The organism is Archangium violaceum, from assembly GCF_016859125.1.
GTDB classification, from domain to species: domain Bacteria; phylum Myxococcota; class Myxococcia; order Myxococcales; family Myxococcaceae; genus Archangium; species Archangium violaceum_A.
The window spans coordinates 9,535,523-9,547,451 of sequence record NZ_CP069338.1 but is presented as its reverse complement, the minus strand read 5'-3'; the positions used below and the strand labels follow the sequence as shown (position 1 = coordinate 9,547,451).

The 11,929-nt window shown below is 68.4% G+C and carries 11 protein-coding genes; 7 read left to right on the top strand and 4 right to left on the bottom strand.

The window, feature by feature from the left end; translation table 11 throughout:
* Window positions 1-33: 33 nt before the first annotated feature.
* Entirely contained in the window at window positions 34-771 is a 738-nt protein-coding gene (locus tag JQX13_RS40355) for an SDR family oxidoreductase (protein ID WP_203404725.1), read from the top strand.
* A 47-nt stretch (window positions 772-818) separates the two neighbouring features.
* Here JQX13_RS40355 and JQX13_RS40350 read toward each other — a convergent pair whose 3' ends face one another.
* Window positions 819-1,343, bottom strand: a complete 525-nt coding sequence (locus JQX13_RS40350; protein ID WP_203404724.1) for a DinB family protein — start codon at window positions 1,341-1,343, stop codon at window positions 819-821.
* 268 nt (window positions 1,344-1,611) lie between these two features.
* Here JQX13_RS40350 and JQX13_RS40345 point away from each other — a divergent pair, with 268 nt between their 5' ends.
* The 3 genes from JQX13_RS40345 to JQX13_RS40335 are packed head-to-tail and all read left to right on the top strand — an operon-like array spanning window position 1,612 to window position 6,726.
* The gene (locus JQX13_RS40345; protein ID WP_203404723.1) at window positions 1,612-3,825 is read left to right on the top strand and encodes a peptidase domain-containing ABC transporter; all 2,214 of its coding nucleotides are present in this window, start codon (window positions 1,612-1,614) and stop codon (window positions 3,823-3,825) included.
* Window positions 3,826-3,847: 22 nt separating this feature from the next.
* Window positions 3,848-5,224, top strand: coding sequence for an HlyD family secretion protein (locus JQX13_RS40340; protein WP_203404722.1), 1,377 nt, complete (start codon window positions 3,848-3,850; stop codon window positions 5,222-5,224).
* Entirely contained in the window at window positions 5,221-6,726 is a 1,506-nt protein-coding gene (locus JQX13_RS40335) for a TolC family protein (protein ID WP_203404721.1), read from the top strand. Before JQX13_RS40340 ends, JQX13_RS40335 begins: the two co-directional genes overlap by 4 nt.
* A gap of 87 nt (window positions 6,727-6,813) precedes the next feature.
* On the opposite strand, the gene JQX13_RS40330 is transcribed toward JQX13_RS40335, so the two are convergent.
* Genes JQX13_RS40330 through JQX13_RS40320 form a run of 3 tightly spaced genes read right to left on the bottom strand, consistent with a single transcriptional unit; the run spans window position 6,814 to window position 8,505 of the window.
* The gene (locus JQX13_RS40330) at window positions 6,814-7,602 is read right to left on the bottom strand and encodes a hypothetical protein (protein ID WP_203404720.1); all 789 of its coding nucleotides are present in this window, start codon (window positions 7,600-7,602) and stop codon (window positions 6,814-6,816) included.
* Complete coding sequence (locus JQX13_RS40325) at window positions 7,599-8,069, bottom strand: SMI1/KNR4 family protein (protein WP_203404719.1); 471 nt, start codon at window positions 8,067-8,069, stop codon at window positions 7,599-7,601. The genes JQX13_RS40330 and JQX13_RS40325 overlap by 4 nt, the downstream gene beginning before the upstream one ends.
* Before the next feature lie 4 nt (window positions 8,070-8,073).
* Window positions 8,074-8,505 (bottom strand): HNH endonuclease, encoded by a 432-nt coding sequence (locus JQX13_RS40320; protein WP_203404718.1) that lies wholly within the window; start codon window positions 8,503-8,505, stop codon window positions 8,074-8,076.
* Window positions 8,506-9,568: 1,063 nt separating this feature from the next.
* Between JQX13_RS40320 and JQX13_RS54795 the strand changes: the two genes are divergently transcribed.
* The 3 genes from JQX13_RS54795 (at window position 9,569) to istB (ending at window position 11,614) form a co-directional block, all read left to right on the top strand.
* The gene (locus JQX13_RS54795) at window positions 9,569-10,123 is read left to right on the top strand and encodes a hypothetical protein (RefSeq protein WP_239014147.1); all 555 of its coding nucleotides are present in this window, start codon (window positions 9,569-9,571) and stop codon (window positions 10,121-10,123) included.
* A 76-nt stretch (window positions 10,124-10,199) separates the two neighbouring features.
* Window positions 10,200-10,853, top strand: a complete 654-nt coding sequence (locus JQX13_RS54790; protein ID WP_239014146.1) for a Mu transposase domain-containing protein — start codon at window positions 10,200-10,202, stop codon at window positions 10,851-10,853.
* Window positions 10,850-11,614 (top strand): IS21-like element helper ATPase IstB, encoded by a 765-nt coding sequence (istB, locus tag JQX13_RS40310; RefSeq protein ID WP_239014145.1) that lies wholly within the window; start codon window positions 10,850-10,852, stop codon window positions 11,612-11,614. Before JQX13_RS54790 ends, istB begins: the two co-directional genes overlap by 4 nt.
* Window positions 11,615-11,929: the final 315 nt, after the last annotated feature.

Here is an 11,929-nt window from a genome sequence, read left to right as displayed (position 1 = left end):
CGCTCCTCCAAGGAGACAGGAAGGGAGAACATCGTGTCGGGAATCAAAGACAAGGTTGTCGTCATCACGGGCGCGAGCAGCGGAATCGGTGAGGCGACCGCACTCCTGCTGGCTGAGCGCGGTGCGAAGGTCGTACTCGGCGCGCGCCGAGCGGATCGCCTCGAGGCTCTGGCTGCCCGTATCGCGGGAGCGGGTGGCGAGACAGCCCATGCACGCACGGACGTCAAACGGCGCGAGGACCTCTCCAACCTCGTCAAGTTGGCATGTGAGCGGTATGGCAAGCTCGACGTTCTCGTCAACAACGCCGGTGTCATGCCGGTCTCTCCCCTGGACGATCTGCGCGTCGAGGATTGGGAGGAGATGATCGACGTCAACATCAAAGGTGTTCTGTATGGCATCGCCGCGGCGCTGCCTGTCTTCCGCGAGCAGGGGTTCGGGCATTTCGTCAACATCGCTTCCACAGCAGGACATCGCACGGTACCGAACCAGTCGGTCTATTCAGGCACGAAGTTCGCCGTGCGCGCCATCTCCGAGGGGTTGCGCCAGGAGGCCGGCGACAAGCTGCGCGTGACGATCATCTCGCCTGGTCTCGTCCGGACGAACTTCGCGGAAGGCGTGACGAATCCGGAGGTGAAAGCCCAGCTCGCCGCATCCCGGGACAAGTTCGCGATGCCACCGGATGCGATCGCCCGCGCCATTGCGTTCGCGCTCGAGCAGCCGGCCGATGTCGATGTGAACGAGGTGGTCATCCGGCCCACCGCGCAGGTGTGACTCTGACCCGGAGACCCTCGCCAGCGAATTGAGCGCCTGTTGCGTTCTCAGCCGGCCCTGACCGCGTAGAGGAAGCGTGCGTAGCCGATCTCGGCGGCGTTCTTCGTGAGCTCGACATTGACCCACGCGACGACGTCGCCGAACGGACGGTCCTGCAAAGGCCATCGTGTCCGCTGTGCCGATCGCAGGTCGTCGTCGGTGACCTGCTCGAGCACTGCTCGCCACTGATTCTGAAGTCCGCCGATCCACTGGCGTACGCCTTCAGCGGTACCAGGCCACATCACGTTCTCGCGTGAGAGGGTTCCGTCGCCGAATGAGTGATTGAGTACCATGGACCACCAGAAGCCGAGGTGCCACGTCAGCCACGCGATGCTCGACGGACCGATGTCGTAGTCCTCGCGATCCGGCCAATCGGCGAGCCACCTTCCATCAGGGGCTCGGTGCACATGCAATCCCTTATGAGCAGGGCGCCACAAGCACTCCTCGGTGGTGAGTCCGTTGAGGTGGAATTGGGTGAGCGCCCACGCCGTTTCGAACTGCCGACTCAAGTAGTCACGAACTTCGTTGGTCATGGGCGGAGCATATCCCCTACCGCGGGGCAGGGTCCCACGAAGCGCGAAGGCGTCCCCATACTGAAGTTTGAGTTGCAATGACATCAAGGTTGTCCCGTTTGGCTCCAACACGGTTGAGCTCCCTCCCCTCCTCTCGTGAAACCCTCGGTTTTTCCGAAGGGAGTATGTCAGTTTATCTGTTTTTCGCGGAGGCAAAGCGAAGGTATCTCTAGCGACAGCATGGGCAATTCCGCTCGCTGACGGCGCGAGAGCGACCCCTCTCTCCTGAATGTACTACCCAAACATCGACTCCCCCGCTTCCGGCAACGCGCCCGTCCACTCCGACACGCGCACCCCCGAGGTGCTCGAGCAACTCCTCTCCGAGCTCGCCCATACCGCGGGTGTCGAGCCTGCGAGCAACGCCGTACGGACGGTGCTCCTCGATGCCTCGCGGCAGTGCACCGGCTCTCTCGAGGACACGTGGAGCCAACACCTCCTGCACGCGGGTCAATCGCTCGGCCTCACCCTCACCACCTTGCGGCGCTCACCTGAGGACGTCCTGCGCCAGGGCAGCAGCCAGGGGCCGATCGCCACCGTGTGTTTTACGGAGCATGGGGCCCGGTGGGTCCTGCTCGCCGAGTGGGCAGGCGCCCGAGTTCACGTGCGCTCCAACCTGCTGGCCTCCGGACAGGCGTGGATGGACCGCCAGGGGCTCTCCCAGCTGCTTGCTCCCTTCGCAGCGCAATCCCTCACCTGGGTGCTCGCCGAGGAGGCGGAGCCCATCCACGCCCTGCGAGCCAGTGAGGGAACCCCGCCCAAGCCCCCCTCCCCCTTCGTTCGGCTGCGCGCATTGATGCACCTGGAGGCCGCGGACCTGCACGCGGTGGTGATGTATGCAGTGGGCGTTGGGCTCTTCGCCCTGACTACGCCAATCGCAGTCCAATCACTGGTCAACACCGTGGCCTTCGGCGCCCTGCTCCAGCCGCTGGTGGTGCTGAGCATCCTGCTGCTGGGCGGCCTCGTGTTCGCCGGCGGCCTGCGCGCCATGCAGAACTGGGTGGTGGAGATCCTCCAGCAGCGTCTGTTCATCCGCGTCGTCAGCGATCTCAGCCACCGGCTGCCGCGCGTCCAAGTGCGAGCCTTTGATCGCGCCCACGGGCCCGAGCTCGCCAACCGCTTCTTCGACGTGGTCTCCGTGCAGAAAGCCAGCTCCACGTTGCTGCTCGAAGGCCTCTCCGTGGTGCTCCAGGCAGGCATTGGCCTGCTGATGCTGGCCTTCTACCACCCGCTGCTGCTGGCTTTCGACGTCCTGCTCCTGCTGGCCCTGGCCGGCATCATCTTCGGCTACGGGCACCCGGCCACCGCGGCGAGTCTCAAAGAGTCCAAGGCCAAGTACGCGGTGGCGGCCTGGCTCCAGGAGCTGGCGCGCCACCCCATCACCTTCCGCCAGCGCGGCGGGAGTGCCCATGCCCAGCGGCGTGCCGACGAGCTCGCCCGTGAGTACCTCACCACCCGGCGCAAGCACTTCAAGTACCTCTTCCGGCAGATCCTCGGGGCCCTCGGCCTCCAGGCAGTGGCTAGCGCGCTGCTGCTCGGGCTGGGCGGCTGGCTCGTCATCAACCGCCAACTCACCCTCGGCCAGCTCGTCGCCGCCGAGCTGATCGTCACCGCGGTGGTGGCGGCCATCTCCAAGTTCGGCAAGCACCTGGAGGCCTGGTACGACCTGCTCGCGTCCATGGACAAGCTGGGCCAGCTCGTGGACTTGCCCCTGGAGCAAGACACCGGAGAGAGCGTCCCCGCGCGCTCCGGCCCCGCGGCGCTGGAGCTACACGGGCTGGAGTTCCACTACCGCGAGGGCGCGCCCGTGCTGAGCGGCGCCAGCCTCGAGGTGCGGGCCGGAGAAAAGGTGGCCATCACCGGCGCCACCGCTGGCGGCAAGAGCACCCTGGTGGATCTGCTCTACGGCCTGCGCGCGCCCTCTGGGGGTCGCATCCTGCTGGACGGCACCGATTTACGGGATCTCTCGCTCGCCTCGCTACGCCGCGACGTCGTGATCGTCAAGGCGCCGGAGATCTTCGCCGGCACGCTCGTGGATAACGTCCGTATGGGACAGCCGGAGCTGCCCTTGAGCGAGGTCCGCCGGGTGCTCGAGGCCGTGGGCCTGGGAGAGACGCTCGCCCGGCTCCCCGAGGGCCTCCACACCGAGATCAGCACCGGTGGCCTGCCGCTGTCCTCGGGACAGGTGGCGCTGCTGCACCTGGCGCGCGCGCTCGTGCTCCGCCCGCGACTGCTCGTCCTCGACGAGGTGCTGGACACCCTCGACCCACAGGCGCGCGACCACGTCCTCCAGACGTTGATGGCCGAGGACGCCCCCTGGACCCTGCTCCTCATCACCCGCGGCCCCGAGCTGCGCGACCGCTGCGTGCGCGCCTACGAGCTCCTCGGCGGCCGGCTCTGCCCGCGCCACCCCGAGCGGCATTCCCTGGTGGCCAACCCCTCCTGAGTCTGGAGCCAAGACCCTGACGATGCCCTCCTCGCGAAACGAAGAAACCCCCACGGAGCTGCCCGCCATGCGTCTCGTGCGGCACTCGACCCGGGTGGCACGCCTGGTGGCGCGGCTGCTCCTGCTCGCCCTGCTGCTCGCCGCGCTCGGGCTGCTGCTGGCCCCCTGGCAGCAGAACGTCACCGGCCAGGGCCGCGTCATCGCCTACGCGCCCCTGGAGCGCCAGCAGTCCATCCAGGCCCCCATCGCCGGGCGCATCACCCACTGGGCCGTCCAGGAGGGCTCGCGCGTGAAAGAGGGGGACCTGATCGTCGAGCTCTCCGACAACGACGCGGATCTGATGGCGCGCCTGCAGGAGCAGCGTAACGCCATCGAGGCCCGCCTCAGCGCCGCCCAGAGCCAGAGGATGGCCTACGAGTCCCGCGTGGAGGCCCTGCGCTCCTCGCGCGCGGCGAGCATCGAAGCGGCCGGCTCGCGCGTGCGCATGGTGCAGGAGCGCATCCGCTCCGCCGAGCAGTCGCTGGCCGCAGCCGAGGCGGCTCGCGAGACGGCGCGGCTCAACCTGGAGCGGCAGCGCACCCTGCACAAGGACGGTCTGACCGCTACCCGCAGCGTGGAGCTCGCCCAGCTCGAGCTCACCAAGGCCACCACCGACGCGGAGAGCGCCCGTGCCAGCCTGAGCGCCGCCCGCAACGAGCTCGGGGCGCTCGGCTCCGATCGCCAACGCATCCAGACCGATGCCGATGCCCACATCAACGACGGCCTCGCCAAATACGAGTACGCCAAGGCCGAGCTCGCCAAGGAGCGCATCGAGCTGGCGAAGCTGGAGAGCACCATGGCCCGCCAGTCCACCCAACAGGTGCGAGCGCCGCGTGCCGGCACCATCCTGAGGCAGGTGGCCCGGCAGGGCGCCGAGGTGGTCAAGGCCGGCGACACCCTCGCCGTTCTGGTGCCCGACACCCAGTCCAGCGCCGTCGAGCTCTACGTCCACGGCAATGACGCCCCGCTCATCTCCCCGGGCCGCCACGTGCGCCTCCAGTTCGAGGGATGGCCCGCCGTCCAGTTCGCCGGCTGGCCCTCCGTGGCCGTGGGCACCTTCGGGGGCACCGTGGCCTTCGTCGACGCAGCCGATGACGGGCGCGGCAGGTTCCGCATCGTCGTGGTTCCCGACAAAGACGAGGAATGGCCCTCCGGCCGCTTCCTCCGCCAGGGCGTACGCGCCAACGGGTGGATCCTCCTCGACAAGGTCCGCCTTGGCTATGAGATGTGGCGCCAGTTCAACGGCTTCCCCCCCGCGCTCTCCTCGTCGGAGGCGAGCCTGGCTGGCACGGAGAAGTCCGGCCACAAGTCCGAGGACAAGGACGATGACAAGGACGATGGCTCGGGAGGGAAGTCATGAGCCCGCTGCGCATGCGATCCGCCGCGCTGAGGTTGTTGGCCGTGTTGCTAGGAGTGACGGGTGCGGCCCCGCTCGCGCAAGCCACCGTCGCCCCGCTTACCCTCGAGGAGGTGCTCGACTCCGTGCGCGAGCGGCATCCTCAGGTAGCGGTGGCCCGGCAGGGCGTGGCCAGCGCCGAGGCCGAACTGCTGTCCGCGAAGGGCGGCTTCGACACCGTCTTGAAGACCAAAGGCGTCTACGTCCCCTTCAGCTACTACCCTCACGAGCGCCTGGATGCGGTTGTCGAGCAGCCCCTCCCACTCGGGGGGATGCGCCTCTTCGGTGGCTACCGCCTCGGGCAGGGCAAGTTCCCCACATACTACGGCCAATACGAGACGCTCAGCAGCGGCGAGCTGCGAGCCGGCCTCGAGCTCCCGCTGTGGCGCAATGGCTCCATTGACAAGCGGCGGGCCGACATCTCCAAGGCGCGCCTGCGGAAGGAGATGACCGGAACCACGCTCGCGGGTGATCGGCTCGAGCTGCAGCGCGAGGCGGCCTATCACTATTGGGACTGGGTCGCCGCCGGACAGCAGCTCGGCATTGTCAGTGCCCAGTATGGGTTGGCCGTCACCCGCCACGAGCAGCTCGCCCGCCGCGCTGCCGCGGGCGACATCCCGCAGATCGAGCACACCGAGAACGAGCGGGTGCTGCTGGAGCGCGAGGCCGAGCTGATCGCCGCCCGGCGTAAGCTGGAGCAGGCAGCGCTCAAGCTCTCGCTCTACCTGCGTGACACCGAGGGCGAGCCGCTCGTCGTCTCCCCCTCGCGCATGCCCGGCGGCCTGCCCGTCCCCAACGCCGTGCTCAATGCCCAGCTGGACACGCAGCTGGAGCAGGCGCTGCGGCAGCGGCCCGAGCTGCGTGAGCTGGCCCTCCAGCGCGAGCTGTTCCAGGTCGACGCCAGGCTCGCTCGCAACCAGGCGGCCCCGGCCGTGGACCTCGGCGTGTCCGTGGCGAAGGATCTGGGAGCAGGGCCTGCGAACCTGCGGCCCACCGAGCTGCAGGCCTCGCTTACGCTCGACGTGCCCCTCCAGGCCCGGGGAGCGCGTGGCCAGCGCCAGGCCGCCGAGGCCAAACGGGCCGCGGTGGAGGCCAAGACCCGGCTGGCGCGAGACAAGGTCGCCACCGAGGTCCGTGACACACTCTCGGCCCTGCACGCCGCCTATGAGCGGGTGGGCCTCGCCCGAAGTGCCGCGGACGTGGCACGCCGGCTCGCCCGGGGAGAGCTGACGCGCTTCGAGCAGGGCGCCACCAGCCTCCTATTCGTCAACCTTCGCGAGCAAGCCGCGGTCGACGCGGAGCTCAAGGAGATCAAGGCGCTGGTGGACTACCACCGGGCGGTGATCGATCTGCGTGCCGCCACGGCCTCGCAGGAGCCCGCCCCCCTGCTGGACGCAACGGGCCCCCAGCTTCCTGGAGACATGCTGGAGACGGGCTCCGCGACGCAGGGAATGACAGGCGGGTGAGAAAAGACGAAGGGCCCGGAACCTTGCGGAGGAGTCCTCGGGCCAGTCCCCGGCTGTCCCAAGTGAACACCGCGGCGAGGGGATAGCTCAGCGCTCCGGTGCCACCGGCGCTCCGGGTGGAACGATGCGAAAGGAGCCGTCGAAGTCACCGCCGTGTGCCCAGGTGAAGAGCCCGGGGTCGGTCTGCGGGAAGAACGGGTTGAGCTCCAGCAGACGGATGGCCGGAAGCGCGGGAGCCTCGGGCAGCGGCGTGACGGCGAACACATCGAACACCACGTCGTCCAGGTGGCAGGCCTCGCAGAAGGGCACGAAGAAAGCCTCGATGGCGGCCCGCAGCCTGGAAGCGTGCGCATGCAGCTCCGGGCTGGCCCCAAGGCCACGGCAGTTGTACTGAGTGACGCCCACCAACTGCCAGCCGCGCATGAAGCAGCGCAGTTCCGCCCAGGCCGGCAGATCGAGCCATTCCCGAACGAAAAGGCAGGGGGTGTACCCCTGGCGCAGCGCGAGCCGGAGGTCGAAGGCAACGCGCGCCGAACCACTCGTGAGCAGGGAGAGGGCCTCGGCGGCACTGGACACCCGCAGCCCTCGGAAGAGCGCATGCTGCGAGTCCTTCGCGCTGCGCGAGCCCAGCCGCACGAAGGCCCCTGAGGGGAAGTGTCGCAGCGCCTCGCCGAGCTCCCGCGACACCCGCTCCAGTCCCTCGGGCGTCTTCCGGGTGCTCCAGCCCCGGGGAGCCGCCCCGGCCTGGCGTCCCAGCACCTCCGCCTCTTCCCGGGTCAGCGGGAGAGACATCTGGCGGAGTGAGAGCGTGTGCAGAGCCCGAGGCCAGTTCTCCAGGTACGTCGGCCGGACAGTGGCGAAGTACTCCAGCGTCATGGAGGGTCGGTCAGCGCGCCCAGGAACTCATCCAGGCTGTTCGCGACAAACCCCAGGTAGTCGTACTCCTGGACCTCGTCCGGGTCCTCGGGCTCGTGCTCCCGCATCCAGAAGTAGACCTTGCCCTGGTTCTTCCCTCCCAGCGTCAGGAGGATGGGATTGCCGCCCGGGTCTCGTGCGATGGGAATCGTGTCCCGGGGAATGCGGTCCTCGTAGCTGACGAGGTAGTCCGCGATGGTTTCATGCTTGCCGTCCAGACCCAGGAAGTAGGCAATCAAGGCCCAATCCTTCTCCCCATTGCTCCTCGGCTGGACGAACTCGAAACCGCACGGCTCCGGGTGCCCCCCGTGGTGCTCCAGCAAGAATCGCTTGTAGTCCTCCGGGAACTTCCGGCCCAGCCGCTGCTCCGCCTCCTGGATGGCCTTGGGCGTAAGCGGTGCCTTCTCCTTGGTGAATTGAAGTGCCATGGCCTCAGTATCCCGCATCTTTCACGACGGATACGCCCCCTGTGTGGGGCACGTTGTTGTTGATACTCTTCGGCACCAGCATCATCCTCTTTCCGTCCTCATGGTGATGCCAAGTCATGCCCTCGGGTGGATCCGCCGTATCGCCAAAGCCCGCCTTGACGTTGGCGTCCCTGAAGTCGGACGTGTGGTTCCCCATCATGTCGATGGTCACGGTCTTCTGGGAATAGGGGGAGAAGTCCGGGTAGCCATCTTTGAACTGGATGGGTTTGCCGCCCGTGGCTTCGAGAATCTCCTTGCCCCTGGGTGTATTCGGGTCGGGGCTCCAGGCCGAATTGCCCTTCTCACCACTCCAGGTGCCGTCCCGGGGCAGTTGAGTGCCAAAGCGGTTGGCATTGGGGTTGGCGGGCCTGGTGCCATCCGGGCATGTCTTGCACACCTTCTTCTCGGCTGCCTTGGCTGCGCCATCCGACGCACGGCGGGCGCGGACGGCAGCCGCTGCTCGCGCCTGTGCCGCCTCTCCCGGGCCTTGTTGAGGTTGGCCGTGGCGGCATTGATAGCCTTGCGCAGGTTGGCCATCCGCTTGGCGAGCCGGGCGCCCTTGGCAGTCTTCGCGAGCGCGTCACCCGCGTAGGGAATCATCGAGACGAGGGACAGGCCTGCGCCGATGAGGTCTCCCTTGGCCAGGCTCATTCCGGCACCAATGGCGTCCGAGATGGTGTTGGCGTTCACGAGGAAGCGCGGGAATTTGGACGAGCCGAGCGTCGCGGCCTGAAACTGGCGGGCAGAGGTAGGAGGAGGTAGCGCAGAGAGCCGGGACGAGGGCGCCAAAAAGAAGAGGGCCCGGAGCTGGTACCTCCGGACCCTCAGGCCGAATCACGGGGACGCGATGCGGGAGGAGCACGCTCGCACGAGGCCGTGAGGCGGTCCAGTTTCCAGGCGTCTCGAGCCTGGGGACGCGTGGATTCACTGCGGATGGCGCAGTGCGCGCTCGGCACCTGCCGGGCACTCTTCTACCTGTGCCGTCGGCACGACCGGGGCCAGCGCTACTGCTCGCGTGAGTGTAGTGCGCAGGCGCGGCGCCAGAGCCAGAGGGAGTCGGGGCGACGCTACGCTCGCGGCTTCGCGGGCCGGTGGGCCGCGGCCAGGCGCCAGGCCCGGAGCCGTGAGCGGCGAGCACGGAAAGTCACGCATCAGGGTAGCCCGCCACTGGAGGGCGCGGGCACCTTGGCGCCGCCGACGCCAGAGGTCGCCCTGGAGGCCACCACTTTTCGCGTCGGCCAGGAGCCGACTGATGCGGACAGACGGGAAGAGAAGGACACGGGGCGAGTGCCCGGTGCCGAGGCGGACGAGGGACGGGCTGGCGAGGGCGCTGTGGCGAGCGTGCGAGCCCCTGCCAGTGCCGGGAGCGGTGCACGCTGCGCGGTGTGCGGATGCCGTGCGGACTTCGTCCGTCATGGGCCCTGGGAGCCACGCCCCGGGCCCCGGGCCAGGAGGGCGCCATGGTGACTGACGAGCAGCGCGCCCGCATCCGCCGCCTCTACTTCGCCGAGCACTGGAAGGTGGGCACCATCGCCGCCGAGCTGGGCGTGCACCACGACACCGTGAGGGGAGCCCTGGAGGTGGAGCGCTTCGTGCGCACCACCGCCCGGGTGAGGCCCACCATGCTTGACCCCTACCGGGATTTGATTGCCCAGACACTGGCGCAGCACCCCAAGCTGCGCGCCACGCGCTTGTACGAGATGCTCCGTGCTCGCGGCTACCAGGGCAGCGCCCTCCAGGTGCGGCGCTACGTGGCCCGGCACCGGCCGGTGTCCTCGGCCGAGGCCTACTTGCGGCTGTCCACGCTGCCGGGTGAGCAGGCCCAGGTGGACTGGGCCCACTTCGGCCGGCTGCGCATTGGCGGGGCCGAGCGCCCCCTGTGCGCCTTCGTCCTGGTGCTCTCCTGGTCGCGCGCTCTCTACGCGCGCTTCGTCCTGGAGCAGTCCCTGGAGAGCTTCCTGCCACTACCTGCGCCACTCCTTCTTCGCCGCACGTACCTACTCCTCGCTGGATGACCTCAACTCCCAGCTGTCGCGCTGGATTGAGGACACCGCCCACGCACGCCCCCTCCCACAGGACACCTCTCGCCGCGTGCACCAGGCCCTGGAGGAGGAGCGTCCCCGGCTGCTGGCACTGCCAGAGAATGCCTTCGGCTGCGACGTGGTGCGCACCCTCCACAGCGGCAAGACGCCCTACGTCCGCTTCGACGGCAACGACTACTCCATTCCCCACACCCTGGTGACAAAGCCTCTCACCTTGGTGGCCAGTGACTCGCTGGTGCGCCTGCTGGACGGCACCCGGGAGGTGGCCCGCCACACGCGCTGCTGGGACAAGGGCAAGACTCTCGAATGCGAGGAGCACCTGGCCGCCCTCGCCGCCCACAAGCGCCACGCCCACGAGCTGCGCGGGCGCGACAGGCTGCGCCAGTCCTGCCCCAGCGCCGACGCCTTCATCGCCGCGCTCGCCTCGCGCAACGCCCACCTCGCAGGCCATACCTCGCGCTTGCTCAAGCTGCTCGACTCCCATGGCCCCGAGGCTCTCGAGGCCGCCCTGTCCACCGCCCTCTCTCGCGGTGCCATTGGCGCCGAGTCCGTCGCCCACCTCCTGGAGCACTCCCGCCGCCAGCAGCACCTGCCTCCCGTCCTCTCTGTCTCCCTCCCCGACGACCCCCGCGTGCGCTCCGCCCGCGTCCAGCCCCACTCCCTCTCCGACTACGACGCCCTCTTGCGAAAGGACTCCCCGTGACTTCCTCCCTGGCTCATTCCCTCTCCGGGCTCGGCCTGCACCGCACCAGCGCCGAGCTCGATGACCTCGTCGCTCGCGCCACCAAGGCCCGCCTCTCTCCCACCCAGCTGCTGGAGCAGATTGTCCAACTGGAGTCCGACGAGCGCGCCCGCCGCTCCCTGGAGCGCCGCACCCTGCGCAGCCGCCTGGGCCGCTTCAAGCCCATGGCCGACTTCGACTGGAGCTGGCCCAAGTCCATAGACAGGCCCCTGGTGGAGAGCCTGCTGCGTCTGGACTTCCTCCAGGACGCTCGCAACGTGGTGCTGCTCGCCGCCCAGGGCCTGGGCAAGACGATGATTGCCCAGAACCTCGCTCACGAGGCCCTGCGCTCCGGCCACTCCGTCCTCTTCACCACCGCCTCCCAGCTGCTACTCGACCTCGGCTCGCGCGACTCTTCCCGCGCCTTGGAGTCCCGCCTGCGCCACTACGCTCGCGTGGGCCTGCTCATCATCGACGAGCTGGGCTACCTCTCCTACGACGCGCGCAACGCCGACCTGCTCTTCCAACTCGTCAACTTGCGCTATGAGAAACGCAGCCTCGTCCTCACCACCAATCAGGCCTTCAGCGACTGGCCTACCATCTTCCCCAACGCCAGCTGCGCCACCGCCCTCATCGACCGCGTCATCCACCACTGCGACATCGTCTCCATAGAGGGCGACAGCTACCGCCGCCGCGAAGCCGAAGCCTCTCTGGAGTCTCGCCGCTCCCGCCGCTCCGGCTGACGCCCTGGGGGACTACATCCCCCAGTCCCCCTGTGGCTCCGCTCCGGCCCGCCCCCAACTGCGGTGCGGGCCTCCTCGGAGCGCGAGCCCCGCCGCTCCTCGCCCCCAAACCGGCTGGTTCATTTTCCCGCGCTTCTTCATGTTCAGCGACACCGAGATGGGCATAGGGTCCACGATTCCCGCGATATCCACCGCCGCCTGCGCCAGGTCCGACTTCAGCGCATCCTGCAGCTTCGATAGGTGGGATTCGGCGCCCTGACCTTCTCGTCATGCAGGAGGAAGGCGTCACGCTGTTCCTTGGGGATTCGAAGCATG